Annotated in this window: 22 protein-coding genes and 3 pseudogenes; 18 read left to right on the plus strand and 7 right to left on the minus strand. The window is 65.9% G+C overall.

Features of this window, described 5'->3' with window-relative positions:
* Positions 1-146: 146 nt before the first annotated feature.
* On the plus strand, positions 147-437 hold the full coding sequence (locus tag C1925_RS10590; RefSeq protein ID WP_108770679.1) for a HigA family addiction module antitoxin: 291 nt from the start codon (positions 147-149) through the stop codon (positions 435-437).
* A 57-nt stretch (positions 438-494) separates the two neighbouring features.
* Here C1925_RS10590 and C1925_RS10595 read toward each other — a convergent pair whose 3' ends face one another.
* The 4 genes from C1925_RS10595 to C1925_RS10610 form a co-directional block, all read right to left on the minus strand.
* On the minus strand, positions 495-887 hold the full coding sequence (locus C1925_RS10595; RefSeq protein ID WP_108768833.1) for a hypothetical protein: 393 nt from the start codon (positions 885-887) through the stop codon (positions 495-497).
* Between the two features lie 202 nt (positions 888-1,089).
* A complete protein-coding gene (infA, locus tag C1925_RS10600; protein WP_005409596.1) occupies positions 1,090-1,308 on the minus strand; it encodes a translation initiation factor IF-1 in 219 nt (72 codons plus the stop codon).
* Between the two features lie 86 nt (positions 1,309-1,394).
* The gene (aat, locus tag C1925_RS10605; RefSeq protein ID WP_108768834.1) at positions 1,395-2,135 is read right to left on the minus strand and encodes a leucyl/phenylalanyl-tRNA--protein transferase; all 741 of its coding nucleotides are present in this window, start codon (positions 2,133-2,135) and stop codon (positions 1,395-1,397) included.
* 49 nt (positions 2,136-2,184) lie between these two features.
* Positions 2,185-3,309 (minus strand): GNAT family N-acetyltransferase, encoded by a 1,125-nt coding sequence (locus C1925_RS10610; RefSeq protein ID WP_108768835.1) that lies wholly within the window; start codon positions 3,307-3,309, stop codon positions 2,185-2,187.
* A gap of 925 nt (positions 3,310-4,234) precedes the next feature.
* Between C1925_RS10610 and C1925_RS21315 the strand changes: the two are divergent.
* A pseudogene (locus C1925_RS21315) lies at positions 4,235-4,576 on the plus strand (N-acetylmuramoyl-L-alanine amidase); the annotation flags it as partial.
* Positions 4,577-5,053: 477 nt separating this feature from the next.
* On the opposite strand, the pseudogene C1925_RS10620 reads toward C1925_RS21315, so the two are convergent.
* Both C1925_RS10620 and C1925_RS10625 read right to left on the minus strand, forming a co-directional pair.
* Positions 5,054-5,185 (minus strand): annotated as a pseudogene (locus C1925_RS10620) (thioredoxin-disulfide reductase); the annotation flags it as partial.
* Positions 5,182-5,442: pseudogene (locus tag C1925_RS10625) on the minus strand (peptidogalycan biosysnthesis protein); the annotation flags it as partial. The pseudogenes C1925_RS10625 and C1925_RS10620, both read right to left, overlap by 4 nt.
* Before the next feature lie 189 nt (positions 5,443-5,631).
* Between C1925_RS10625 and C1925_RS10630 the strand changes: the two are divergent.
* Complete coding sequence (locus C1925_RS10630) at positions 5,632-6,177, plus strand: hypothetical protein (protein ID WP_108768836.1); 546 nt, start codon at positions 5,632-5,634, stop codon at positions 6,175-6,177.
* Between the two features lie 123 nt (positions 6,178-6,300).
* On the plus strand, positions 6,301-6,864 hold the full coding sequence (locus C1925_RS10635; protein WP_108768837.1) for a hypothetical protein: 564 nt from the start codon (positions 6,301-6,303) through the stop codon (positions 6,862-6,864).
* Between the two features lie 71 nt (positions 6,865-6,935).
* On the opposite strand, the gene trxB is transcribed toward C1925_RS10635, so the two are convergent.
* Complete coding sequence (gene trxB / locus C1925_RS10640; protein ID WP_108768838.1) at positions 6,936-7,907, minus strand: thioredoxin-disulfide reductase; 972 nt, start codon at positions 7,905-7,907, stop codon at positions 6,936-6,938.
* Between the two features lie 233 nt (positions 7,908-8,140).
* On the opposite strand from trxB, the gene C1925_RS10645 reads away from it, so the two are divergent.
* From C1925_RS10645 to C1925_RS10710, 14 genes are all read left to right on the plus strand, one after another.
* Positions 8,141-10,501: a DNA translocase FtsK gene (locus C1925_RS10645; protein WP_108768839.1), complete on the plus strand. Its 2,361-nt coding sequence runs from the start codon at positions 8,141-8,143 to the stop codon at positions 10,499-10,501.
* 36 nt (positions 10,502-10,537) lie between these two features.
* Entirely contained in the window at positions 10,538-12,475 is a 1,938-nt protein-coding gene (locus tag C1925_RS10650) for a DUF3857 domain-containing protein (RefSeq protein ID WP_108768840.1), read from the plus strand.
* A 111-nt stretch (positions 12,476-12,586) separates the two neighbouring features.
* Entirely contained in the window at positions 12,587-13,225 is a 639-nt protein-coding gene (gene lolA / locus C1925_RS10655; protein WP_079221872.1) for an outer membrane lipoprotein chaperone LolA, read from the plus strand.
* Positions 13,226-13,473: 248 nt separating this feature from the next.
* Positions 13,474-14,751, plus strand: coding sequence for a replication-associated recombination protein A (locus tag C1925_RS10660; protein ID WP_254051421.1), 1,278 nt, complete (start codon positions 13,474-13,476; stop codon positions 14,749-14,751).
* A gap of 69 nt (positions 14,752-14,820) precedes the next feature.
* Positions 14,821-15,195, plus strand: a complete 375-nt coding sequence (locus tag C1925_RS10665; RefSeq protein WP_108768841.1) for a DUF805 domain-containing protein — start codon at positions 14,821-14,823, stop codon at positions 15,193-15,195.
* A 177-nt stretch (positions 15,196-15,372) separates the two neighbouring features.
* Positions 15,373-16,380, plus strand: a complete 1,008-nt coding sequence (locus tag C1925_RS10670) for an alpha/beta hydrolase-fold protein (protein WP_325167174.1) — start codon at positions 15,373-15,375, stop codon at positions 16,378-16,380.
* 121 nt (positions 16,381-16,501) lie between these two features.
* Entirely contained in the window at positions 16,502-17,881 is a 1,380-nt protein-coding gene (locus C1925_RS10675) for a YncE family protein (protein ID WP_108768843.1), read from the plus strand.
* A gap of 53 nt (positions 17,882-17,934) precedes the next feature.
* Entirely contained in the window at positions 17,935-18,981 is a 1,047-nt protein-coding gene (locus C1925_RS10680) for an ABC transporter substrate-binding protein (RefSeq protein WP_108768844.1), read from the plus strand.
* Positions 18,978-20,021 carry an iron ABC transporter permease gene (locus C1925_RS10685; RefSeq protein ID WP_108768845.1) on the plus strand — a complete coding sequence of 348 codons (1,044 nt, stop codon included), beginning with the start codon at positions 18,978-18,980 and terminating at the stop codon, positions 20,019-20,021. The genes C1925_RS10680 and C1925_RS10685 overlap by 4 nt, the downstream gene beginning before the upstream one ends.
* Positions 20,018-20,779, plus strand: a complete 762-nt coding sequence (locus tag C1925_RS10690) for a heme ABC transporter ATP-binding protein (protein ID WP_108768846.1) — start codon at positions 20,018-20,020, stop codon at positions 20,777-20,779. Before C1925_RS10685 ends, C1925_RS10690 begins: the two co-directional genes overlap by 4 nt.
* 69 nt (positions 20,780-20,848) lie before the next feature.
* A complete protein-coding gene (locus C1925_RS10695; RefSeq protein WP_108768847.1) occupies positions 20,849-21,598 on the plus strand; it encodes a hypothetical protein in 750 nt (249 codons plus the stop codon).
* A 475-nt stretch (positions 21,599-22,073) separates the two neighbouring features.
* Positions 22,074-24,110, plus strand: a complete 2,037-nt coding sequence (fusA, locus tag C1925_RS10700; protein WP_108768848.1) for an elongation factor G — start codon at positions 22,074-22,076, stop codon at positions 24,108-24,110.
* Between the two features lie 224 nt (positions 24,111-24,334).
* Positions 24,335-24,607, plus strand: coding sequence for a hypothetical protein (locus C1925_RS10705; RefSeq protein ID WP_079221882.1), 273 nt, complete (start codon positions 24,335-24,337; stop codon positions 24,605-24,607).
* 111 nt (positions 24,608-24,718) lie between these two features.
* On the plus strand, positions 24,719-25,474 hold the full coding sequence (locus C1925_RS10710) for a SapC family protein (protein ID WP_108770681.1): 756 nt from the start codon (positions 24,719-24,721) through the stop codon (positions 25,472-25,474).
* The last annotated feature ends 1 nt before the right edge of the window (position 25,475 follow it).

The raw sequence follows: 25,475 nt of genomic DNA on the forward strand, positions 1-25,475 counted from the left end.
CGCCCTTGTTGTATCTGCTTGTCGCGCACGGCCTTGCATGTGCAGGGAATCAAGGCAGACGTCTGCCGTACAGCGATACGGGAACCGCAGTGTATCGCGCAACGATACGGAATACAGTCGTGATCAGGACTATCACTGAGAGCCGCATGATCCATCACCATCCCCATCCCGGCGAAACGCTGAAGGCCATGGTGTTTGACCCGGCCTCGCTATCCGTCACTGAGGCTGCCGACCGCTTGGCGATGTCGCGCGTGGCGCTTTCCCGCGTCATCAACGGTAAGGCGGGCATAAGTCCGGACCTCGCCATCCGCCTGGAAATGGCGGGCGTGAGTACGGCTGTGTTCTGGATGGGGTTGCAGTCGAATTACGATCTCTGGCTTGCGCGGCAGCGCGGGCAGCCGACAGTGCAGTCGCTTCTCGCCGCGCGCGAAGGCTGACATCTGCACCACCGGTTTCAACAAGGGCGGCTTCGGCCGCCCTTGTTATATCTGCCATCAACGGCTGCGTTGGCGTGCCTTCTGCTTGAAGGCCGTCGCATCGATCGGCTCGACGCTGGCAACGGCGCAGTAACCGCCGTCGGTGCGCAGTTCGGTGCGCCCGGCGCCGCAGACCTGGCCCTGCTCGCCATCAGTCACGAACGTCAGCTTGCGCGAGTAGCCGGCCTTGCTGCAGTCATCCTTGAAGTGCACCACATAATGGTCCTGGCCATTGCGCAGCAGGATGTTGCGCGATGCGCCGGCGCGCACCAGCTGCAGGTCGCTGTCCAGCTGGATGCAGGCATCGGTTCCGGCCGGCGGAGTATCCGCGGCATGGGCGGGCGTCGCCAGGAGGGTGCTGGCAGACAGCGCCAGCGCGGCGAACAGGGCGGGCAGGGAGTGCATGTTCATGGCGGGGCAGGGGATGGCGATCCGGACTGGATCGGGTACCACTTTGCCGCCACCGATGCGAATGCGAATCTGCCTCAAGGCGGCCTGACCGATGCCACGGTGTGTTCGGTCAGGGTGACCTCCGGCAGGGTCGGATTGCAGGCATGACAAAAGGCCAGCAAGCGACGCTGGCCTTGTCAGGATGGCGCAGAGCGCCGACCGCTTACTTCATGCGGTAGGTGATACGACCCTTGGTCAGGTCGTACGGGGTCATTTCAACCTTGACCCGGTCACCGGTGAGGATGCGGATGTAGTTCTTGCGCATGCGGCCGGAGATGTGGGCGATGATTTCGTGCCCATTTTCCAGACGAACGCGGAAAGTGGTGTTCGGCAGCGTCTCGCTGACGGTGCCCTCGAACTCGATGGAATCGTCTTTCGACATGTAGTCCTGTGCGGTTCAGAAAACGGCCACGCTGGGCCTAAGGCGCGGTATTTTACGCGCCCTTCGCTCAGCTTGCAAAGATCTGGTTAATTGCCCGCAAGATCCCGGGCAGGCAGGCGTCCGACGGCCTGGGTCCAGGGGCCTTCACGGCCCTCTTCGCGCACCGCCTGGCGGACATGCTGCAGGAATTCCTCGCGCGGCAGGTGAACCGCCCCCATCCGCAGCAGGTGCGGGTTCTCCACCTGGGCATCGACCAGCGGCCAGCCCCAGCGGTGCAGGGTCGCGGCCAGCGCCGCCAGGGCGATCTTGGAACCGCCGCTGGCGCCGCTGAACATGCTTTCGCCGAAGAACATCCGGCCGATGGCCACCCCGTAGATGCCGCCGACCAAGGTCTGCTGGTCCCAGACCTCGAACGAGTGGGCGAAGCCGAGATCGTGCAGGTGGCTGTACGCGTCCACCATCTCCGGACTGATCCAGGTGCCGTCCTGGCCCGGGCGAGGTGCGGCGGCGCAGGCCCGCATCACCCGATTGAAAGCGGTATCGGCGGTCACTTCCCAGGTGCTGGCGCGCAACTGGCGGCGGAAGCGGCTGGACAGGTGCACGCCATCGGTGCGGAAGACCATGCGCGGATCGGGCGACCACCACAGGATCGGCTCGCCCTCGCTGAACCACGGAAAGATGCCGCCGGCATAGGCGTTGAGCAGCCGCAACGGATGCAGGTCGCCCCCCACCGCCAGCAGCCCGTCGGGTTTGCGCAGCGCGGTTTCGGCTGGCGGGAAGGGCGAATCCGGCGCATCGGCCAGGCGCCAGGGCAGCGGGCGGGTCATGCGGGCATTGTATTCGTCGCGGCCCCGCGCGAATGCCTGGGTTGGCGCGTCATCCGTCCGCGCGAAACGGGCTGTGCCCCATCAATTCCTGCCGGTACCGACGCACGTCGCGCCGTTCCTGCCGGCACCACTCCAGCAGTGCCTCGGCAAAATCCGCGTCGGCCACCCAATGCCGGCTGCGCACCAGCGTAGGCAGGAATCCCCGCGCCAGTTTGTGTTCGCCTTGTGCGCCCGGCTCGAAACGCGCCAGTCCCTCGCGCAGGCAGTACTCGATGCCCTGGTAGTAGCAGGCCTCGAAGTGCAGGCCAGGCAGGGTGGCGCCGCCCCAGTAGCGGCCGTACAGCGTGTCGCCACCGCGCAGGCACAGCGCACCGGCAATGGGTTCGCCCTCGTACTCGGCCAGGAACAGCACCAGCCCGCGCCCCAGCGAAATCGCAAGGTGGCGCAGGAACGCCTCGGTCAGCGCCGGTGCGTTGCCGTACTCGAGGAAGGTCTGCAGGTAGAAGCGGTACATCGCCTGCAGGTCGGCGCGGCTGGCCTCATCGCCATGCACCACCCGGAAGCTGATGCCCTGGCGGACGACCTTTGCCCGCTCCTGGCGGATGTTCTTGCGGCGCTTGTGATCCATCGCGCCGAGGAACTGCTCGAACGTGGTCCAGTCGCCCGGGTTCTGCCATTGGAACTGCACGTCCTCGCGCAACAGCCAATCATCGCTGAAGGCCTGATCGTCGTCGGAGGTGTGGAAATTGATGTGCGCCGACGACACATCGAGCCCTGGTAGCTGCTCCCGGAGCGCTGAAAGCAGGGCGGGTCGATCTGAATCGTGACGGGTGAGCAGGCGAGGTCCGGTCACCGGCGAATACGGCACTGCGCCCAGCCACTTCGGGTAGTAGTCGCGACCATGCCGCGCGTAGGCATTGGCCCAGGCATGGTCGAACACGAACTCGCCATGGGAGTTGGTCTTCAGGTAGCCGGGGATGGCGCCGACCAGGGTGTCGCCGTCCCACAGGGTGAAGTGCTGCGGCTGCCAGCCCCAGTCGTCGCGCAGGCAGCCGTGGGCTTCCAGTCCGGACAGGAAGGCGTGGCTGACGAAAGGGTTGCGGCCGTCGTGCAGCGCATCCCAGTCGGTGGCGGGAATGACCTGCAGGGAGTCGAGGAAGCGGGCGGAAGGCATGGGGGAAAGGATAGGGCAGGTCGGGTGCGAACGGGGCTGGCGGATTCGGGTTGGTCTGTTTCGGGGCTGCCGTGAGGAAAGTTGGAAATCTCTGGTTGTGCGCAGCTGGTGGAGGTTCGGAAGAGCGGTGCCGCGCAGGGTGTGGGGGCGTTGCAGGAGCGGCGCATCCACTCCTAAGGAGAAATCAAAGATGAAAGGAATACGTCTGGCTGTGCTGGCAATTGCTTGTGGCCTGGCTTCCCCACAGCAGGTGTTGGCGTCTGAGGCTCCGATCTCGCGTGGCATGGAAGATCCAGGCATCTATGCCGAACTCGTGGCAATGCTTGAAAAGGAGGTTGGTACCCGGTTGACGAGTTATCTGAAGCAACGAGGAATTCTGAGGCAGGTGACGGTCGGAATCGTGATTGAGCCGCGAAAGCGCAGGATGGTCGTCGACTTTGGTCCCGGCTACCTGCCGGGAAAGGAGCAAAGTTACGGCGAGCTCTTTCTTATACCTTTGGCCGCTGATCTTCGGCGCTACGCAGAGAAGTCTGGACTGGAACTCCTGGACGTGGAGTTCTTTTTCCAAGGCAGGCCGATGAAAGAGCACTTCCCTGACGACCACCCTCAACCTGCACTGGTGAAACGCCAAGCGGTCCACAGCAAAGCCCTGGTTTCATCGAGTCATGGATACGTTGCCTTGCATCCCGGCGGGCAATGGGAATTTCAGCGGCCGGCCCCGCTCGGGCTGCAGGAGGATGTGCTGAGCCCACTGTATGGCGATGAGCTGGAGAGTCTGCTGGAGCAGCGCAGTGGCTTGACCGTGTCTCGTGCTCGAAGCCGCTCGACGGATCCTCATCCGGAGTCTGCCCATCCCTGGGAGGAAATGTCAGCGCGCTATCACCTCAAGGCGCTACTTCCTGACCGTAAGGACATCTGGAATGAGATGCCAAATAGTCCTGACAGGGATCGTGAGGTGAGCGAGGATATTCGCGCCCGTCCCAACTACGCCAATCACCTTGGTGTCGATGTGATGTTCAGCCTACATACGAACGGTAGTGTGAACACGGGTGTCCGCGGCACAGAGGTTTATCACCATCGCGACAAGCCAGAGGACAAGGCGCTGGGTGACAGCATTCTGTGCGGAATGAAAGAAGTAATTCGAGCCCAGCCGGGGTATGAGGAATTTCCCGTGAGAACTGGGTCGGTCGCTGACGGGCATGGCGAGAACCGTATTGGCAAAATGCCGTCTGTCATCGTCGAAACCGCCTATCACTCAAACCCTGACGATGTGGCCGCATTGCAAGATCCTGTATTCCGCTCCGCTGCGATGAAGGGGGTTGAGAAAGGCTACCGCCTGTGGGCGTCTGAAAAAGCCTGTGTACCTCTTGCGGGAAAAGCCATCTCCGACGTCGAAGTGCACTCTGGCAAGCGGGTGGAAGTGGACATTCCGCTCGTCGGGAATCCGCAGTATCCGATACAGATCATCACGACCAATACACAGTGTCCGCCGAACTGGACCTGCGGCAAAGGCAAGCAGGTTATCAATTCCCCCGATGAGCCAACCAGAATTGGTGTCAGTTGTGGTGTGGGAAGTTCTGGCACGCTCGGGTGGGAAACGCATGTGCTGGACGCTGACGGGGTGGCTTCGAAGCCGGTGCCGTTCTCGGTGCGTTGCGTGCCGGGCCGAGAAGAAGATCGGGCGCGTGGGCGCCCGTTCTCCGCAGTCGAACATGGCTCGACTCAACAAAGACCGGTGCAGGCGTCAACTGGCTTTGTCCTGTGCGTCCAGGTAGCGCTCGGCGTCCAGTGCGGTCATGCAGCCGAGGCCGACCGAGACGATGGCCTGGCGGTAGTACTGGTGGATCACGTCGCCAGCAGCGAACACGACTTCCACTTCGGGTAGTAGTCGCGACCACGCCGCGCGTACGCGTTGGCCCAGGCATGGTCGAACACGAACTCGCCATGGGAGTTGGTCTTCAGGTAGCCGGGGATGGCGCCGACCAGGGTGTTGTCATCCCACAAGGTGAGGTGCCCCGGCTGCCAGTCCGGACAGGTAGGCGTGGCTGACGAAAGGGTTGCGGCCGTCGTGCAGCGCATTCCAGTCGGTGGCGGGAATGGCCTGCAGGGATCGAGGAAGCGGGCGGAAGGCATGGGGGGAAAGGATGGGGTAGGTTGGATGCGAACGGGGCTGGCGGAATCGGCTGGTCTGTTTGGGAGGCTGCCGTAAGCAAACTTGTAAATCTTCGTTTGTGCGTGCCCGGTAGAGGAATTAAAGTGTGGTTCTGCGCAGGGTGTGGGGTGCCGCAGAAGCGGCGCATCCACTTCATGCGAGGAGTAGTCATGATGACCCGGAATTCTCAGCGAATCGCCCTTCCTCTTCTGTTGGCAGTTCTTGGAAGCGCAGTCGTCCCCTTCCTTGTTCAAGCTGCCGATTCCCCTGGCATCGCCCAGCGCGATGCCGAGCTTGACAACCTGCTGACCCAGAAGGCGCGCGATATCTTTGAGCGTGTCAAGCTGGTGGATGGTCAGGCGCGAAGCCGTCGGGTCGATGTCGTTGCTGATATCGACAAGGGCGTCGTAACGATCTCGCTGGATCGATCATTCCTTCCTGACAACCATGGGCCGTCGTATGAGGACCAGACCAGCGAAATCAACTTCGGGCTACTGCACTGGGCCGAGCAGGTGGCGCCCTTTAGTAGTGTCATCCACCTTTACGACGGGAAGCCCGCTGAGTACTACTTTCCTGAGATCAAGGCCCAGACGATGCGGCAAGAGAAGCAGGGGAGGAGCGACGGCGGGGGCGGCCTGCAGAGATTTGAGGAGGGGGCGGAGAGCGTGAGGAATAGGACCGACATTCCTCAACGTGCAAGTCCCCGAGCGTCGTGAACGCCTTAAGGATTCTTGCAATTTCGTGAGTGCGTGAACTTCGTTTCGTTCTTCATCTCGGGCAGGTGTGACGTTGAGGGGGCAGCGCATGGGCTGCGAGGACCCAAATTGAAGGACAGGCACATGACACTGTCCTGGCTGTTTCGCTGCACGCCATACACTCTCCTTGCAATTGCGTTGCTTCTCGCCTCTCCGCCATCAATGGCGGATCCTGGATCGCTAGCGACGAGCGCCCCGCACAGCGACACACAGCTTGACGCGATGCTGACCCTCAAGGCGCAGGAAATCCTGGATCGAATGGAGCGGCTTGAGGGGCAGTCGACCGATATCCGTGTGCAGGCCTCATTCGACTTCAATGAGGCGGCGATTCAAGTTCATTTTGGTCCTGGGATCCTGCCGAATGACTACGGCGCCAGCTTTGAAGATCAGCATGACGAATTTCGTCATAGCTTGACGCGCATTGCGCAAAAGGCTGCGCCAGTAAAGAAAATTACATTCCGCTATGACGGTCGCGAGATCGAAGCGTACTTCCCGGAAGTCAGGCAGGAGGCGGAGGATGCTCAGAGGGCGCGCGAAAGGAGGTCGCGGGGCTTGGGCACTCCCGATGCGGAGCGCATCCGCGGGCCAGGAGGCGCGGTCGCCACACCCGATGTCCCCGCCGGAGTCGAGGCTGCGACAGCAGGATGAAAAAACGGGCGCTTGCGCGCCCGTTTTCCTCAGTCGAGCATGGTCGACGCTACAACCGTTGGGTCAAAGCCTCAGCTGGCCTTGCCCTGCGCATCCAGGTAACGCTCTGCGTCCAGCGCGGCCATGCAGCCGAAGCCGGCCGAGGTGATCGCCTGGCGGTAGTGCTGGTCGGCTACGTCGCCGGCGGCGAACACGCCTTCGACCGAAGTCTGGGTGGCGTTGCCGCCCAGGCCCGAGCGGATTTCCAGGTAGCCGTTGTTCATGGCCAGCTGGCCGTCGAACAGCTGGGTATTCGGGTGGTGGCCGATCGCCACGAAGAAGCCGTGGGCCTCGATGTCGCGGGTGCTGCCGTCCAGGGTCGACTTCACGCGCACACCGGTCACGCCGGCGTCGTTGCCCAGCACTTCTTCCACCTGGTGGTGCCAGACGGTCTCGATCTTGCCGGCCGCCACCTTGGCGAACAGCTTGTCCTGCATGATCTTTTCCGCCTTCAGGGTGTCGCGGCGGTGGACCAGGTAGACCTTGCGGGCGATGTTGGACAGGTACAGGGCTTCTTCGACAGCGGTGTTGCCGCCGCCGACCACGACCACATCCTGGTCACGGTAGAAGAAGCCGTCGCAGGTGGCGCAGGCGGAGACGCCACGGCCCTTGAAGGTCTCTTCGGTCGGGATGCCAAGGTACTTGGCGGTGGCGCCGGTGGAGACGATCAGCGCATCGCAGGTGTACTCGTGGCTGTCGCCGATCAGCTTGAACGGACGCTGGGACAGGTCGGCCGTATGGATGTGGTCGAAGATGACCTCGGTCTCGAAGCGCTCGGCGTGGGCCTGCATGCGCGCCATCAGGTCCGGGCCCATCAGGCCGTGGGCGTCACCCGGCCAGTTGTCCACCTCGGTGGTGGTCATCAGCTGGCCACCCTGCTGCAGGCCGGTGATGACAACCGGCTTCAGGTTGGCGCGGGCGGCGTAGACGGCGGCGGTCCAACCGGCCGGGCCGGAACCGAGGATGACGAGGCGCTGGTGGCGGGAGGGCAGGCTGGTGCTCATGTAAACTCGCGAAAAGGTAGATGGGACAAGGCGCTGGCGATGTTTGCGCAGCATCCTCGGCAGGTCATAGAGTGGCGGCTGGGGCGGGGTGATTCAAGCCGATGAACAGAACGCCGTCACCCACGGGTGGTTTTGGCGCCTGTCGGCACCCTGGATGGCCCCCGTGACTGAAAACTGACGCCGTGTCGTTTATTATCAAACACTAACAGCGCATTCCAAAGGTATGGTCTAAGGTGGCGAAGCAGGTGCCCGAACGCTCCAAGTCCGACGACAAAAAGGCGTCGCGTCGCTCGGCGGCAGCGGCCACGACCGACAATCCCCGCCGTCAGCGCCTCTGGCGCGACCTGGGCCTGATCGCCATCGCGCCGGCGCTGCTGTATCTGGCCGCCAGCCTGTTCACCTATTCAGCCAGTGATCCGGGCTGGTCTCACACCGGCAGCGTGGTCGCGCCCGTGCACAACATGGGCGGCCGCGCCGGTGCGTGGATCGCCGACGTGCTGCTGCAGCTGTTCGGCTACATCGCCTTCCTGCTGCCGGTCGTGCTCGGCGCGCTGGCGTGGATCGCCATGTTCGGCCTGAAGCGTGAGAGCAAGGGCGAGAACGATCTCGATCCGGCCCTGCGCCTGGTCGGTCTGGTCGGCTTCCTGATCGCCGGTACCGGCTTCCTGCACGTTCGACTGTTCAGTGGCGACGTGTCCAGCGCGGGCGGCATCCTCGGCAAACTGGTCGGCAGCTCGCTCACTGTCGGCTTCGGTGCGCTGGGTGCGAACCTGTTCGTGCTGGTGCTGCTGCTGGCCTCGATCACCCTGGCCACCGGCCTGTCGTGGTTCGCGGTGATGGAGAAGATCGGCCGTGGCGTGATGTCGCTGGCGCCGTTGCTGGAACGCAAGAAGGAGCAGGCCACCGAGTGGCAGCAGACCCGCGCCATGCGCGAGGAGCGCCAGGAAGTGCGCAAGGCCGATGCCGAGGTGCGCGCCAAGCGCGAGCCGGTGAAGATCGAGCCGCGCCCGGAGCCGGTGATCGAGAAGAGCGACCGGGCCAAGCGCGACACGCAGATTCCGATGTTCCGTGGCGTCAACGGCGATGGCTCGGACCTGCCGCCGCTGGCCCTGCTGGATGATCCGAAGCCGCAGCCTGTTGGCTACGACAAGGACACCCTGGATGCGCTGTCTCGGCAGATCGAGTTCAAGCTCAAGGATTTCCGCATTGACGCGCAGGTGGTCGGCGCCAATCCCGGCCCGGTCATCACCCGCTTCGAGATCGAGCCGGCACCAGGCATCAAGGTCAGCCAGATCAGCTCGCTGGACAAGGACATCGCCCGCGGCCTGTCGGTGAAGTCGGTGCGTGTGGTCGACGTCATTCCGGGCAAGTCGGTGATCGGCCTGGAAATCCCCAACGTCACCCGCGAGATGATCTACCTCTCCGAACTGCTGCGTTCGAAGGAGTACGACAAGTCGGCCAGCGTGCTGACCCTGGCGCTGGGCAAGGACATCGCCGGCCGGTCCACCGTGGCCGACCTGGCGCGCATGCCGCACCTGCTGGTGGCCGGTACCACCGGTTCGGGCAAGTCGGTGGCGGTCAACGCCATGGTGCTCAGCCTGCTGTTCAAGGCCTCGCCGAAAGACCTGCGCATGCTGATGATCGACCCGAAGATGCTCGAACTGAGCGTCTACCAGGGCATCCCGCACCTGCTGGCGCCGGTGGTCACCGACATGAAGGAGGCCGCCAACGGCCTGCGCTGGTGCGTGGCCGAGATGGAGCGCCGCTACAAGCTGATGAGCGCGGTGGGCGTGCGCAACCTGGCCGGCTTCAACAAGAAGGTGAAGGACGCCCAGGACGCCGGCCAGCCGCTGATGGACCCGCTGTTCAAGCCGAACCCGGAGCTGGGCGAAGCCCCGCGCCCGCTGGAGACGCTGCCGTTCATCGTCATCTTCATCGACGAATTCGCCGACATGATGATGATCGTCGGCAAGAAGGTGGAAGAGCTGATCGCGCGCCTGGCACAGAAGGCACGTGCGGCCGGCATCCACCTGATCCTAGCGACCCAGCGCCCGTCGGTGGACGTCATCACCGGCCTGATCAAGGCCAACATCCCGACCCGCATCGCCTTCCAGGTCAGCTCGAAGATCGATTCGCGCACCATCCTCGACCAGTCCGGCGCGGAAACCCTGCTGGGCCACGGCGACATGCTGTACCTGCCGCCCGGCACCGCCATGCCCGAGCGCGTGCACGGCGCCTTCGTCTCCGACGATGAAGTGCATCGCGTGGTCGAGCACCTGAAGGCGATGGGCCCGGCCGACTATGTCGACGGCGTGCTGGACGAAGTGCAGACGATGGGCGATGGCGTGGTGGTCGGTGCGACCGGCCTGCCGGAAACCAGTGCGGCAGGCGACGAGTCCGACCCGCTGTACGACGAGGCGCTGCGCGTGGTCACCGAGACCCGTCGCGCGTCCATTTCCGGCGTGCAGCGCCGCCTGAAGATCGGCTACAACCGTGCGGCACGACTGATCGAGGCCATGGAAGCGGCTGGCGTGGTCAGTGCTCCCGAACACAACGGCGACCGTACGGTGCTGGCACCGCCGCCGCCGAAGTAAGTCCCGCCACGCCTACGACGTCCAAGGATCCGACGCATGTTCCGACCCGCTCCCTGCGCGCTGGTGCTGGCCTGTCTGCTTGCCGCCAGCCCGGCCCTGGCCGGGGCGTCCGCCTCGGCGCCGAACCCGGCGCCGCCCTCGGTCAGCAGCGATGCCGAGGCCAGCAACAACTTCAGCTTCGTCCGTTACCGCGCCGATTACGTGGTGCGGCCGGATGCCGGCAACGTGCAGACCGAGACCTACGAGATCCTGCTCAAGACCAAGGCGGCGGTGGAGCAGTTCAGCCAGGTGCGGCTGAGCTATAGCGAGAAGATGGAAACCCTGGACGTGGTCAGCGCCTACACCCTGACCGCCGATGGCCAGCGCCGTGATGTGCCGGCCGACCGCATCTACACCCAGGAAAGCTATTCCAGCGCGGCGGCGGCGATGTACGCCGACCGCAAGGTGCGGGTGATCGTGTTCCCGAACCTGGCGCCGGGCACGCGCCTGGTCTACCAGGTGCGCCGCACCCAGCAGACCCCGTATTTCCCCGGTTATTTCGGCCTGTGGGAGACCTTCAATGTGTTCACCCAGTACGACGATGCCGAGGTGACCCTGAGTGCGCCGGCCAGCCTGCCCATGTATGTGGACAGTCGTGGCGTGCAGGGCAGTGACACGCCGACGGTGAAGAACGGCCAGGCGCAGTGGCGCTGGCGCTACCAGCGCCGCGATCCGATGCAGGCGCAGAACTGGGCGGCGGCCGTCTGGGAGTTCGGCCCGAACATCATGGCCAGCACGTTCCGTGACTGGGCCCAGGTCGGGCACGCGTACCAGGTCAAGGCCAGCGAGGCGGCCCAGGTGACACCGCAGATCCAGGCGCTGGCCGATGAGGTGACTGCCGGCATCAGCGACCGCAAGGCGCAGGCCGATGCGCTGTACCGCTGGGTGGCGCAGAACATCCGCTACGTGGCGGTGTACCTGGGCAATGGCGGGCTGGAGCCGAACAGCGCGCAGAGCATCCTCGACAACCACTATGGCGACTGCAAGGACCACGTGGTGATCCTGGAGGCGCTGCTGGCGGCGAAGGGCATTGCCAGCTCCCCGGTGCTGATCGGCGCGGGTGGTGGCCCGACGCTGCCGAAGATTCCGGTGCTGGGTCGCTTCAACCACGCCATCACCTACGTGCCCGAGTTCGATCTCTACCTGGATTCGACCAGCGCCTGGGCGCGCTTCGGCCAGCTGCCCGACGGCGACCTCGGCGCGCCGGTACTGCGCACCCGTGACGCGTCGTTGGCGCGTACGCCGGCCAACGATCCTCAGCGCAACGCCGCGGCGATGGACGTGCGCTTCACCTTCGATGCGCAGGGCAACCTGAGCGGCGAGACCGTGCCGCAGCTGAGCGACAACACCGAGATCGGCATGCGTGCGCAGTTCGCCCAGCTCAACGCGCAGAACCGCGCGCGTGCCGAGGAGTCGATCATGGCCGCCTCCGGCTTCGACGGGCGCGGCCAGCTGCAGCTGCAGGGCGTGCCGGTCGATTTGACCCATCCGTTCGGCTACCGCATGACCTTCCAGGCCGAGGACTACGTGGACTTCAGCGTGGCCGGCGGCATGGCTGTGCCCGACCCGCCGGGCGGCGAGTCGGTGCGTGGCCTGTACGCCACGGCGTCGGCGCCTGCCAATGAAGCGCCGTTCTACTGCAATGCCAGCCTGCGCGAAGAGACCTACCGACTGCAGTTCCCGGGCAGCGTGCCGATCATCGCCATCCCGCAGAGCCAGCATTTCAGCAATGCCGCTGGTGACTACCGGGTGGACTGGGCGCGGGAAGGGCAGGAGGTGATCGTCCACCACCGCCTGCAGCAGAACGCCGTGCGCGGTGCCGATGCACTGTGCCAGCCGCAGGATTACCCGGCCTTCCGGGCGCTGTACCGCGAAGTGCGGCGTGGCTTCCGCGGGCAGGTGCTCTACGGCAGATTGCCAGGTGCGGCTGGCTGAATCGCCGATGCACGTGCGGGGCGGCATAATGTCGCCCTGATCGCCCATTCATCTTTGCCCGCGCACACTGGCTCCCAACTTTCCTGGCGCATGCGCCCACAGGATTCCTGCATGAACATCCGCTTCCGTCGTTTCCTTGCCACCACCACCCTGGCCGTGGCCTGCGCTGCTGCCGGCAGCGCCTGGGCTGGCGCCCGCGATGACCTGAAAACCTTTACCAGTGGCCTGAAGGGCCTGGATGGTCAGTTCAGCCAGCAGGTCTTCGACAGCCGCGGCAAGGTGAAGGAATCGACCAGCGGCCGCGTGGCCCTGTCGGCGCCGCGCCTGTTCCGCTGGGAATACGTGCGCCCGCATGAACAGCTGATCGTGGCCGACGGCAAGAAAGTCTGGATGTACGAGCCGGACCTGGAGCAGGCCACCGTGCGCGAGCAGGGCAAGGAAGAGCAGAACAGCCCGCTGACCGCGCTGATCAACCCGGCACTGCTGGAGCAGCAGTACGACCTGAGCGAAGAGGCCGCCAAGCGTGACGGCCTGCAGTGGCTGTCGCTGTCGCCGAAGCGCGACACCGAAGCCAGCTTCCAGTACGCCGCGCTGGGCTTCAACGCACAGGGCCTGGCCAAGATGGAAATCACCGACGCCGTCGGCCAGCGCACCGTCATCACCTTCAGTGGCTGGAAGCGCAACCCGGGCTTCGCCGCCGGCACCTTCAGCTTCACCCCGCCGAAGGGCACCGACGTCATCGGCAATTGATAAGGGTCGCCGGGCATGGCCCGGCGCTACCCGCTTTGGTGGGTGCCAACCGTTGGTTGGCACGCTTTTGCTCTGCTTTGGTAGGTGTCAACCTTGGTTGACACGCCGTTGATCCGCCGGGCATGGCCCGGCGCTACCAACGGGTGGCGCGGTACAATGATCCGGTGCCAAGACATCGTTCCACTTCATTCCCCGGCCCCGATCTGCTGAGCGTCGATCGGGATCATCTGCGCCCGCTGGCCGAGCGCATGCGCCCGCGCACCCTCGACGAAATGGTCGGGCAGAAGCGCCTGCTGGCGCCTGAGAGCGCGCTGCGCCGTGCGGTCGAATCCGGCCGCGTGCACTCGATGATCCTGTGGGGTCCGCCGGGCTGCGGCAAGACCACGCTGGCGCTGCTGCTGGCCGAATACTCCGACGCCGAATTCCGCGCCATCTCCGCCGTGCTGTCCGGCCTGCCGGAAGTGCGCCAGGTGCTGGCCGAGGCGGCGCAGCGATTCGCTGAAGGCCGACGCACCGTGTTGTTCGTGGACGAAGTGCATCGCTTCAACAAGGCGCAGCAGGATGCGTTCCTGCCGCATATCGAGCGCGGCACCATCCTGTTCGTCGGTGCCACCACGGAGAACCCGTCGTTCGAGCTGAACTCGGCGCTGCTGTCGCGCTGCCGCGTGCACGTGCTGGAAGGCGTCTCGCCCACCGACATCGTCGAGGCGCTGGAGCGTGCGCTGGGTGATCGCGAGCGCGGCCTTGGCGAAGAGCGCATCGAAGTGGCGCCCGAGCTGCTGCTGGAAATCGCCACGGCTGCCGACGGCGACGTGCGCCGAGCGCTCACCCTGCTGGAAATCGCCGCCGAGCTGGCGGGCGGGGAGGGTGGTCGCATCACTCCGCAGACCCTGACCCAGGTGCTGGCTGACCGCACCCGCCGCTTCGACAAGGGCGGCGAGCAGTTCTACGACCAGATCTCGGCGCTGCACAAATCCGTGCGCAGTTCCAATCCGGATGCCGCGCTGTACTGGCTGACCCGCATGCTCGATGGTGGCTGCGATCCGTCCTATCTGGCGCGCCGGCTGACCCGCATGGCCATCGAGGACATCGGCCTGGCCGACCCGCGCGCGCAGAGCATGGCGCTGGAAGCGTGGGATATCTACGAGCGCCTGGGCAGCCCGGAGGGCGAGCTCGCCTTCGCGCAGCTGGTGCTGTATCTGGCCAGTACCGCCAAGTCGAACGCCGGCTACGCGGCCTTCAACCAGGCCAAGGCCGACGTGCGCGAAAGCGGTACCGCAGAAGTGCCGCTGCACCTGCGCAACGCCCCGACCAAGCTGATGAAGGAGCTCGGCTACGGTGCCGAGTACCAGTACGACCATGATGCCGAAGGCGGTATCGCGCTGGACCAGACGGGTTTCCCGGACGCAATGGGCGAGCGGGTCTACTACAACCCGGTGCCGCGCGGGCTGGAGATCAAGTTGAAGGAAAAGCTGGACCGGCTGCGCGCAGAGCGCGAGGCGGCGAGGGCGGCGAAGGGGCGTTGATCGGGGGTTTGTCGCGCCTGCCGGCTTTTGGCACACTGCGCGCCTTCTTTTCCCAAGGACTTTCCTGCCATGGACCAGCTCATCCTGCCGTTGAAGCGTTACGCCCAGTTTGAGGGCCGTGCCAATCGTCGCGAATACTGGATGTTCCAGCTGTTCATGCTGATCGTCTCGGTGGTGCTGATGGTGCCGATGATCACCGCGCTGGTGATGCAGTCCGATGGCCTGGGCATCGCGTCGATCATCCTGTTTGTCCTGTTCTGGCTGGCCACCCTGCTGCCGGTCATCGCCGTCACCGTGCGCCGCCTGCATGACTGCAACCAATCGGGCTGGCTGTACCTGCTGGCCCTCATCCCGTTTGGCGGCCTGGTGATCTTCGTGTTCACCCTGCTGCCGGGCACACCGGAAGCAAACCAGTACGGCCCGGTGCCGCCGGAATTCGGCTGAGTTCCTGCGTGGCGTGGTTGCCGGGCAATGCCCGGCGCCGCCACCGGCGCGCGGCCCCAGGGTCGCGCGCGCGATACACAGCGTGACGTGTGATCGATGTGATAATCATTCGCGTTTAAGGTAGACTGCGGTCCCTTGATGAAGAGGCGGCAGTGCCCGCCGCATCCGTCACCCATGATGTTTTCCGCACGCTCCTTCGGCTGCCTGGCCGCCCTGATGATGGGGGTCCTGATGGCCACGCCCTACGCCCATGCGCAACAGCGCAATCCGCAGCAGCTGATGGGCCGCACCGTGCTCGACGAGCCGGCGTCCAGCTATCGCTTCGAACGTTTCGTGATCGACAGCCCTGATCAGCAGCGCCGCTGGCGGGTGAACGTGGCGATCCCGGCGAAGGCCTCCAAGACCCCGTCGCCGGTGCTGTACGCACTGGATGGCAACGCCGTCGCCATGGTGCTGGACCAGCCGCTGCTGGCCGAACTGGCCGCCACCAAGGCGCCGCCGGTGCTGGTGCTGATCGGCTACGACAACGAGCTGCGCATCGACTCGCCGGCCCGCACCCTGGATTACACCGCCTGGATCGACCGCGCCGATGACGAGGGCGGTACCACCCAGGCCGTCGGCGGTGGTGCCGACGTCTTTCTCGACCTGATCGAGCGCCGCATCAAGCCCGAAGTGGAGCGCCGCGCCAACATCGACACCCACCAGCAGTCGCTGTGGGGTCACTCGCTGGGCGGCCTGTTCGTGCTCAATGCGCTGTACACCCGACCCGCCGCGTTCCAGGCCTATCTGTCGGCCAGCCCGTCGCTGTGGTGGAGCCAGGGCGCCGCGCTGGGCGACCCGGAACAGCAGTTCCTGCAGAACGTGCATGGCCAGCCTGCCAAGGTCTGGTTGATGCTGGGCGGTGCCGAGCGTGTTGGCGACCGCGGCAAGCGTGACATGAGCAACCCGCGCGTGGTCGCGCATCTGCGCCGCATTGGGGGTGCCACCCCGGATGCCGCCATGCAGCTGTCCACGCGCCTGGCCAAGGTGCCCGGCCTGAGCGTGCAGTACCGCGAATTCCCCGGCCTCGGCCACGGCCCGATGCTGCCCGCGTCGTTCCACGCGGCCCTGCATGAGCTTTACGGTGTGACTGACCGCAGCGTGGATGACGGCAAGGCGCCGCCGTCCGCCAACGCTGCCGAATGAATCCCCGCACGGCGTGGCCGTGCGACCCCACTACCCAAGCGTGACTGCCGATGTGCAGCGGCCCAGGCAACCGATGAATCCCGCGCCACGAGGCGCGGCCTACGTGTGCAAGGAGCCTTTCATGTCGTTTCGTCCGTCCCTCCGCCTGACCTCCCTGGCCGCCGGCCTGCTGCTGGCAGTCACCGCCACCGCGCAGCCGGTGTTCGACCAGCCCGCCAGCGCCACGTTCAAGGGCACCGTGATCTCGCGCGGCGAGAACGTCGTCCCCGGCAGCACGGCCGAGGTCTTCGGCCGCGGCTTCGTGCCGGGCCAGCAGGTCAGCCTGGTGCGCGGTGACAGCGTGCTCAACGCGCAGCCGCTGGTAGTCGACGCCGATGGCAACTTCAAGACCCAGCTGGCGATCCCCGCCGATGCCGTGCCGGGCACGCATCCGGTGGTCGTCCGCGCCAGCCAGCCTTCGGCGGCCACCGTGCTGAAGCTGCGCGTCTCGCCGCAGCTGCCGCTGTCGGGCCAGCAGCAGTTCGCCACCCAGTCCAACAAGCTGGTGCCGGGTCTGTACCAGTCGGCCTACAGCGCTGCCAGCAACGCGGTGTTCGTCACCTCGTCGGTCGGCCGTCCGCCGGTCACCCAGTCGCAGCTGCTGAAGCTGGACCCGAAGACCCTGAAGGTGACCAAGGCGATCACCCCGGCGCAGGTCGCCGGCACCACCAATGGCGCGGTGTACGCGGTCTATGGCGTGGGCGTCGATGACACCAACGGCAATGTCTGGGTGACCAACACCCGCCAGAACTCGATCGCGGTCTATCGCCAGAAGGATCTGTCGCTGGTCCACCAGTTCCCGGTCGACACCGTGCCGCATGCGCGCGACGTCGTGGTGGATGGAACGCACGGCAAGGTGTTTGCCTCGGCCACCGGCGAAGACCACCTGTCGGTGTTCGATGCGAAGACGCTGAAGGAACTGCCGTCGATCACCCTGGAGTCGGGCGTCGACGAAGGCAAGTTCACCCCGATGAGCCTGGTGCTGGACGAAAAGGCCGGCAAGCTGTTCACCGTCAGCATCGGCACGCCCGAAGCTGCGGTGATCGACGTCGCCACCGGTGAAGTCGACAAGGTCATCGACCTGGGCAACTCGATCAGCGCCTCGGGCGTGGCCTTCGATGCGCAGCAGAACCGCCTGTACGTGGCCTCGCAGGGCACCGACAACCTGCTGATCGTCGACGTCGCCAGCGGCAAGGTCGTGCACGATGTGCCGGTCGGTGCTGGTGCGCTGAACGTCGCCTTCGATGACAAGAGCGGGCTGGCCTATGTCACCAACCGCGGCGCCGGTACCGTCACCGTCGTTGATCGCGATGGCAAGGTGGTCGGCAACCTCGATGGTGGCACCTTCCCCAACCATGTGCGCGCCGATGGCAAGGGCAGCGTGTTCGCGGTGAACAAGTCGCGCGGCGCCGAAGACGCCAAGGGCGACCGCATCACCCGCATCACCCTGCGTCAGCCGTAACCCACGTGCCGGGCGAGGGTAGTGCCTTCGCCCGGCCAGCAAGGAGATTCCGCATGAACATCGCTTCCCGCCTGCGCCTGTGTGCGCTTCCGCTGGCCGTTTCGCTGGCACTGGCCGCCTGTGGCGGCACGTCTGCGCCGCCTGCGGCCAACGACGCCGCTGCGCCTGCCGCAGAAGGCGCCACGGCGGCCACCGAACTGCCGGCCGGTTGGCAGCGCGTGGCGGGCACCGATCTGCCGGCCCTGACCGGCCAGGTGCCGGTGCTGCCGGCCAAGGTGCGTTCTGACGACGGCGCCGACGCCGAAGTGACCGACACCAGTCGCATCATCGCCGGCGGTGACGATGTGATTGCCGTGCTGGAGGCGCTCGGCCTGGGCAAGCAGGTGTTTGCCGCGCCGACCAACACCACCACGCAGGCCGGCCAGGCCGCGCCGCACCAGTTCCTGTTCAACCGCACCACCGGCGTCGAGGGTGTAGTGAGCCTGCATGGCTCGCTGTTCCTCGGCAACAGCCTGCGCCGCCACACCGTGCTGGCTGGCAAGCTGCGCGAGGTGGGCGAATCGGCCGTGGTGATCGATGACCTGCAGCCGGCGCCGGACAAGGTGCGCAAGGTGGCGGCCGCCGTCGGCCTGGCAGATGCCGGGCAGACGCTGGCCACGCAGGTGCAGCGTCAGCTGGATGAGGCGGCGGCACTGGGCAAGGGCCTGGCGCATGCGCCGCGCGTGATCCACGTGTCGGCCACCGGTGGCGGTGGCGCCCCGACCGTGGCCGGCGCAGACAGTGCGTCGGCCGAGATGATCGCCCTGGCGGGCGGCGTCAACATCGGCAGCGAGGCAGGGGTCAAGAACTACTCGCAGCTGAGCAATGAAGGCGTGATCGCCGCAGCGCCGGAGGTCATCCTGGTGACCGAGCACGACCTGCAGCAGTTCGGGGGCGCCGACGGCCTGTGGAAGGCCTACCCGACCCTGAAGCAGACGCCGGCTGGCGCGGCCAACCGGGTCTGGGTGATGCCCGATGTGCAGCTGAAGTACACCAGCGTCGGCACCGGCGCGGGCGCTCTGGCCTTGGCCAAGGCTCTGGCGGCGCTGCCGCCGGCATGAGTCCGGCTGATCGGCGCCGCCGTCGCGGGCGGGTGATGCTGTTGGTGGCACTGCTGGCCCTGGTGGGCGCGGTGCTGGCGTCATTCGCGATGGGGCCGCTGCGCCTGCCGCCATTGGACGTTCTGCAGGCCCTGGGGGTGAAGCTGGGCCTGGTCGATCCGCAGGCGGTCAGCCGCCGCGACCTCGCCGTGGTGTGGCAGCTGCGCATTCCGCGCGCCCTGCTGGGGGCCATGGTGGGGGCGGCGTTGGCGATGGCCGGTGCGAGCCTGCAGGGATTGTTCGGCAATCCGCTGGCCGACCCCGGCATCGTCGGCGTCAGCCAGGGCGCGGCGCTGGGCGCCGTGGCGGCGATCGTCCTGGGGGCGGCAGGCGCAGCGGGCTGGCTGGTGCCGGTGGCTGCATTTGGCGGTGGCGCACTGGCCATCGGCCTGACCTACGCATTGGCGCGCCCGGGGAAGGGCAGCGGCAATGCGACCTTGCTGCTGGTGGGCATAGCGATGGCGGCGTTCTGCTCGGCGCTGATCGGCTTCCTCACCTACATCGCCAGCGAGAGCCAGCTTCAGTCGCTGGTGTTCTGGCAGATGGGCTCGTTGGCGCAGGCCAACTGGGCGGACGTCGCTGCCGTGGTGCCGCTGTTCGCCATTGGCGTGTTCGCGTTGCTGCGTTTGGCCACGCCGCTGGACATGCTGGCGCTGGGTGAGCGCCAGGCACAGCACCTGGGCCTGGATGTCGCGCGGACGCGGCGGATGCTGGTGGCCTTCAGTGCATTGCTGGTGGGTGCGGCGGTGGCGTTTGCCGGCTCGATCAGTTTCGTCGGCCTGGTGGTGCCGCACGTGGCGCGGCTGCTGGTCGGCCCGGGCCATCGCTGGCTGCTGCCGGTGTCGGGCGTGCTGGGTGCGCTGTTGATCGTCATTGCCGATACCGCCGCGCGTACGCTGGATCCACCGGCAGAGATCCCGCTGGGCCTGTTCTCGGCCGCGCTGGGCGCGCCGTTCTTCCTGTGGCTGGTGCTGCAGCAGCGCCGCAAGGACACGCCATGAGCGACTTCCTGCAGTTGCGCGATGTGGTGGTGCGCCGCCAGCAACGCGAGATCCTGCATGGCATCAACCTGGCGTTCGCGCCGGGCACGGTGACCGCGCTGGTGGGCCCGAACGGTGCCGGCAAATCGACCCTGCTGGCGGTGGCGGCCGGCGATCTGCGGCCTGACGTTGGCGAAGTGCAGCTGCATGGCGCGCCGCTGCGCAGCTACAAGTCCGGCCCGTTGGCACGCGAACGCGCAGTGATGCCGCAGGAACATGGCGTGCGCTTCGCCTTCAGCGTTGAAGAAGTGGTGGCGATGGGGCGGCTGCCGCATCCGCCGGATCCCGCGGTGGATGATGCGCGGGTGGAAGCTGCCATCGACGCCGCCGAGCTGCAGGCGCTGCGCCTGCGCGAAGTACAACAGTTGTCCGGCGGTGAATCGGCACGCACCACGTTTGCGCGCGTGCTGGCGCAGGACACGCCGCTGCTGCTGTTGGATGAGCCGACCGCCGCGCTGGATCTTCGCCACCAGGAACGCACGCTGCGCAGCGTGCGCGCGTGTGCCGAAGCGGGCGCCTGTGTGATCGTGGTGCTGCATGATCTGAATCTTGCAGCCGGTTATGCCGATCGCATCGTGCTGCTGGAACAGGGCAGGGTGGCGGCCGACGGCACGCCTGCACAGGTGCTGACCGAAGCGAACCTGCAGCGCGTGTACCAGCAGGATGTGGTGGTGCTGCAGCATCCTCGGCGCGGGGTGCCGCTGGTGGTGGTGACCTGATGCGGTAAAGCGTCGTGTTGCATCGCGACGTATTATTGGCGGTTCGTTTTTCTCAACGGACTGACCCTCATGAAGCATCATTTCCCCCGCGCCGCACTGCTGGTTTCGTTGGCTGCAACAGCGTGCGCCGCGCATGCCGCCTCCACCCAAACGGTGTCGATCGAGAAGACGGCCGACCAGGCCACGTCGATCGAAACGCGGCATGCAAGCCGCGCAGGCGCCGCGCCTGATCTGTTCACCACGCACTACTTCAGCGGTGGCGCGATGATGATGGCCTGGGGCGATCAGCGCGTACTGCTGCTCTGCAAGAAGTCGGCGTATCTCAAGCTGCCGGGCATGAAGCCTGCGGCCAGCGAGTTGCCGCTGGAGAAGCGCCAGATGGTCGGCTACGAGGCCATGATGGCCGGCTACGGCGGCATCGCTGCCATTGTCGGGCTGGCAGATGGTTCGGTTGAAGTGGCTGACGATGGCAGTGAAGTGCGTCGCCATGCCGAGCGCTCGTGGGCCTACGGCACTGAACGCTACGATGTGATCAGCCAGCGCATGCCGGGTGGCGCGCTGCGGGTACGCGCTCTGAAGACCGCAACGGTGAACACTGCGAAGCCGTCCAAGCCAGGCGCTACCTTCAGCAGCGATGAGGACCAGGCTGCACGTTTGGCTGAGCTGGGTGCGGTAGGTAGCTGGACCGAGATCACCCTGTACGACTCGCCCAAGCGTGGCGAGGTCGATCCTCAGTACCCGTTGAAGGACTGGGTGTCGGTGACCGGTGACCATGCCGCGACCGTGGCTGAGGCGCGCCGGATCAACGGCTGCGAGTGAGGCTCGTTGGAGGGGTCAGAGCCCTTGGCTTTGCCAAGGGATCCGACCCCGTCCTTGCCCATCAAGCCTCATCGTTCCACCCATGCGTGCAATAGCCACTTGCGCGCGGGAATCACAGGTCTAGAATGCGCCCCATGAACCGGATGCCGCTCCTGAAGTTTTTCACCCTGACCCGCGCAAGCGCGGAACGGGCGTGTCTGCCTGGAGTGCCACGGGGCCGTTGATCCGGCCATCGATGGACCATCCACAGAGCGCCCTTCGGGGCGCTCTTTTTGTTTGAGATTTTGTAGAGTCGACCGTTGGTCGACTGATTGTTCCAGCAGTCGACCAACGGTCGACTCTACCCGGTCGCCTTTTTCAGTACCGCAAGGAGAACGTGCCATGCACCAGATCGCCGAGACCGAACGCTAGCCGCGCGCCCTGTCGCCAACCGGGGTGCGCGGCCCCTGAAGTTGGCTTTGCAGGAACCTATCTCATGAACACCCACGTCCTTTCCCGTCGTCGCAACCTCGGCATCATTGCCCACATCGACGCCGGCAAAACCACGCTGACCGAACGCCTGCTGTGGAAAAGCGGTGAGATCCATCGCGTCGGCGAAGTGCACGACGGCAATGCGACCACCGATTTCTCGGCGATCGAGCGCGAACGCGGCATCACCATCGGCGCGGCCGCCGTGCAGGCGCAGTGGGCGCCGCGCGACCTGCCGCCGCATCGGCTGACCCTGATCGACACCCCCGGCCACATCGACTTCGCCATTGAAGTCGAGCGCTCGCTGCGCGTGCTCGACGGTGCCGTGGCCGTCTTCTCGGCCGTCGATGGCGTGCAGCCGCAGTCGGAAACCGTGTGGCGCCAGGCGCGCCGGCATCGCGTGCCGCTCATTGCCTTCGTCAACAAGATGGACCGCGTCGGCGCATCGTTCGAGCGCGTGCTGGAGCAGCTGCAGGACAAGCTGCAGGCGCGGCCTTGGGCGCTGGGTGTGCCGCTGGGCAGCGAGAGCGACTTCCATGGCTGGGTCGACCTGGTCGACGAGCGCGTGCTGCGTTGGCAGGACGGCGCTGCGGCGTCCATCACCCCCTGGGGCGAGGACGAGCGCGTGCAGTGGCAGGCGCAGCGGCAGGCGCTGATCGAGGCCGTGGCCGACCATGACGACGTGCTGGCCACGGCGTGGCTGGAAGGTGCGGCGATCGATGCGGCGATGCTGCGCGCAGCGATCCGCCGGGCCACGCTGGCCGGTGCGGGCGTGCCGGTACTGGCGGGCGCGGCCTTCAAGGACAAGGGCATCGAAACGCTGCTGGATGCGGTGGTCGATTACCTGCCGTCGCCACTGGATCGCCCGGCCGTTACTGCCGAAGCGGAACACGGCGAAGTGTCGCTGCCGCCGGATCCGGACGGTCCGCTGGCGGGCCTGCTGTTCAAGATCACCCACCAGCAGCACGGCGCGCTGAGCTTCGTGCGGTTGTACTCGGGCACCTTGAAGGTGGGCGATGCCATTGCCAGTTCGCAGCACCCGCAAGGGCGCCGCGTCAGCCGGCTGGTGCGCGTGCAGGCCGACCAGACCCACGACATCGAGCAGGCCGTGGCCGGCGACATCGTCGCGGTGCTGGGTTGGAAGGATGCCGTCAGCGGTGAAACGCTGAGCGGGCGAGGGCAGCCGTTGCGCCTGGAGAGCATCCAGTCGCAGGCGCCGGTGCTGGCCTGGCGGCTGGAGCCGGCACGCGCGGCCGACCTCATCCGCATGGCGCAGGGCTTGGCCAGCCTGGCCCAGGAAGACCCGTCGTTCAAGGTGGAAACCGAGCGCGACAGTGGTGAAACCCTGGTCTGGGGCATGGGTGAGCTGCACCTGGAGGTGATGGTCGAGCGCCTGCGCAGCGAGTGGAAGGTCGATGTCGGCGTTGGCGCGCCGCGCGTGGCCTACCAGGAAACGCCGTTGCGCGCGGTGTCCGGCGTGGTTGGCCGGGTCTCCAAGCAGAACGGCGGCCAGGGCCAGTTCGCCCATGTGGTGCTTGACGTGGTGCCGCGCGAGGACGACCAGGTCGTGTTCAACGACCGCATCGTCGGTGGCGTGGTCCCGCGCGGCTTCATCGCTGCGGTGGAAAAGGGTGTGCGTGCGGCGCTGACGTCCGGGCCGCAGGGGCATCCGGTGGTGGGCATCGAGATCAGCCTGGTCGATGGGGAAACCCATGCCAAGGACTCCTCGGAGATGGCCTTCCACCGCGCCGGCGGCGAGGCGATCAAGGCCGCGCTGGCCGCAGGTGGTACGCAGCTGCTGGAGCCGGTGATGGCAGTGACGGTGCATTCGCCGTCGGCCTCGGTGGGTGATGTGGTGGGCGACCTCAACCGTCGCCACGGCCGCATCGCGCGCATCGACGACCAGGAAGGTCGCGCCGAAGTCAGCGGTTTTGCACCGCTGGCCAACCTGGTGGGTTACACCACTTCACTGCGCTCGCTCAGCCAGGGGCGTGCCAGCAGTGAAGCGCATCTGCACGGTTACGAGCCGGTGCGCGCTGCGTGATGCAAGGCAGGGGGAGCCCGTTCGCGGGCTCCCCTTTTTTTGTGCGCACATGTTTTGCGGGTGTCATGCGCATCCATGCATGGCATGGATCTACAATGTGCCGGCGGCTTGATGCGCGCCGGCTTCCGCTGCAATGCAACAAAACTGCAGAAAAAGCTGGATTAAAGTGATGCCTCACGATAAATTGCGCACCCCCTGTTGATTTGCCGCCGATCGCACCCGCCATGCGTGATGACAACGACCCCGGAACCCTGGAGCTGACCCTGCCGCGCAAACGCGGTCGGCCGCCCAAGTTCGGGTACGCAATGAGCGATGCGCAGCGGGCTGCGCGCTATCGTGCGCGCAGGGCAGGGCAGGCCAACCACGCCGATGTGCGCTCGTGCAGCGACATGGTGCTGCTCGACAAGATCCGCGCGGCCGTCAGTGCCCGCGACACCGAACTGGCCGGCTTCCTGGTCCACGTGCTGTGGCAACGCTACCCGCTGCAGCTGAAATAAATCCGCGTCGGGGTGGCTCTTGTCACCCGGCTTGTTGATAATGCGGGGTTCAGGTTGTTCCCGCTGGCGCGCCCGGGATGGCAGGCGTGCATGTTCGACATGGCTTTGACGATGACCACCACCAGCGACACCACCACCGAAGCTGCACAGAGCGGCGCACCCCTGTTCTACACCCGTCCGGTGCCGCTGCAGGCCGACGTGCATGCCGATGTGCGCATCCTGCCGGGCAAGCTGGAGTTCGCTGCAGGCAGCAACTCGATCCCGCTGGTGCTCGGCGAATTCTCGCTGGCGCTGCACCATTTCCCGATTCTGTTCGCCGGCCCGACCGCCGTGCCGATGGCGGCCGTCGGCATCACCACCGAAAATCTGTTCATCACCGATGGCCTGTGGGCGGATGAGACCTACATCCCGGCCTACCTGCGTCGCCACCCCTTCATCTTCATCGATACCGGCAAGGACAATGACTTCCTGCTGGGCATCGACGAAGAGAGCCCGCGCATCGTGCGTGGCGGCGAAGAAGGCCAGCCGCTGTTCGTCGATGGCAAGGCCACCGACATGGTGCAGCAGGCGCTGGAATTCTGCGGCCAGTTCACCCGCGAGCACGAACAGACCCAGGCCTTCTCCAAGGCGCTGCTGGAAAACAACCTGCTGGTCGAGCGCAACGCCACCATCCGCCTGCCCGATGGCCGTGAGTTCAACCTCAATGGCTTCTTCGTGGTGGACGTGGAGAAGTTCGTCGCGCTGCCGGACGCCACCGTGGTTGAATGGCACCGCAGCGGCTGGCTGGCGCTGATCCACCAGCACCTGATGTCGCTGGGTCGCTTCAACGACCTGACCCGTCGCCAGGCTGAGCGCAACGCAGCCTGAG

The sequence above is a fragment of the Stenotrophomonas sp. SAU14A_NAIMI4_5 genome (assembly GCF_003086795.1).
Classification (GTDB): Bacteria; Pseudomonadota; Gammaproteobacteria; order Xanthomonadales; family Xanthomonadaceae; genus Stenotrophomonas.

Excerpts from the sequence above, each read along its gene's own strand:
- C1925_RS10590 (WP_108770679.1), top strand. The coding sequence starts at position 147 with ATGATCCATCACCATCCCCATCCCGGCGAAACGCTGAAGGCCATGGTG.
- C1925_RS10595 (WP_108768833.1), bottom strand. The coding sequence starts at position 887 with ATGAACATGCACTCCCTGCCCGCCCTGTTCGCCGCGCTGGCGCTGTCT.
- infA (WP_005409596.1), bottom strand. The coding sequence starts at position 1,308 with ATGTCGAAAGACGATTCCATCGAGTTCGAGGGCACCGTCAGCGAGACG.
- aat (WP_108768834.1), bottom strand. The coding sequence starts at position 2,135 with ATGACCCGCCCGCTGCCCTGGCGCCTGGCCGATGCGCCGGATTCGCCC.
- C1925_RS10610 (WP_108768835.1), bottom strand. The coding sequence starts at position 3,309 with ATGCCTTCCGCCCGCTTCCTCGACTCCCTGCAGGTCATTCCCGCCACC.
- C1925_RS10630 (WP_108768836.1), top strand. The coding sequence starts at position 5,632 with ATGATGACCCGGAATTCTCAGCGAATCGCCCTTCCTCTTCTGTTGGCA.
- C1925_RS10635 (WP_108768837.1), top strand. The coding sequence starts at position 6,301 with ATGACACTGTCCTGGCTGTTTCGCTGCACGCCATACACTCTCCTTGCA.
- trxB (WP_108768838.1), bottom strand. The coding sequence starts at position 7,907 with ATGAGCACCAGCCTGCCCTCCCGCCACCAGCGCCTCGTCATCCTCGGT.
- C1925_RS10650 (WP_108768840.1), top strand. The coding sequence starts at position 10,538 with ATGTTCCGACCCGCTCCCTGCGCGCTGGTGCTGGCCTGTCTGCTTGCC.
- lolA (WP_079221872.1), top strand. The coding sequence starts at position 12,587 with ATGAACATCCGCTTCCGTCGTTTCCTTGCCACCACCACCCTGGCCGTG.
- C1925_RS10660 (WP_254051421.1), top strand. The coding sequence starts at position 13,474 with ATGCGCCCGCGCACCCTCGACGAAATGGTCGGGCAGAAGCGCCTGCTG.
- C1925_RS10665 (WP_108768841.1), top strand. The coding sequence starts at position 14,821 with ATGGACCAGCTCATCCTGCCGTTGAAGCGTTACGCCCAGTTTGAGGGC.
- C1925_RS10670 (WP_325167174.1), top strand. The coding sequence starts at position 15,373 with ATGTTTTCCGCACGCTCCTTCGGCTGCCTGGCCGCCCTGATGATGGGG.
- C1925_RS10675 (WP_108768843.1), top strand. The coding sequence starts at position 16,502 with ATGTCGTTTCGTCCGTCCCTCCGCCTGACCTCCCTGGCCGCCGGCCTG.
- C1925_RS10680 (WP_108768844.1), top strand. The coding sequence starts at position 17,935 with ATGAACATCGCTTCCCGCCTGCGCCTGTGTGCGCTTCCGCTGGCCGTT.
- C1925_RS10685 (WP_108768845.1), top strand. The coding sequence starts at position 18,978 with ATGAGTCCGGCTGATCGGCGCCGCCGTCGCGGGCGGGTGATGCTGTTG.
- C1925_RS10690 (WP_108768846.1), top strand. The coding sequence starts at position 20,018 with ATGAGCGACTTCCTGCAGTTGCGCGATGTGGTGGTGCGCCGCCAGCAA.
- C1925_RS10695 (WP_108768847.1), top strand. The coding sequence starts at position 20,849 with ATGAAGCATCATTTCCCCCGCGCCGCACTGCTGGTTTCGTTGGCTGCA.
- fusA (WP_108768848.1), top strand. The coding sequence starts at position 22,074 with ATGAACACCCACGTCCTTTCCCGTCGTCGCAACCTCGGCATCATTGCC.
- C1925_RS10705 (WP_079221882.1), top strand. The coding sequence starts at position 24,335 with ATGCGTGATGACAACGACCCCGGAACCCTGGAGCTGACCCTGCCGCGC.
- C1925_RS10710 (WP_108770681.1), top strand. The coding sequence starts at position 24,719 with ATGACCACCACCAGCGACACCACCACCGAAGCTGCACAGAGCGGCGCA.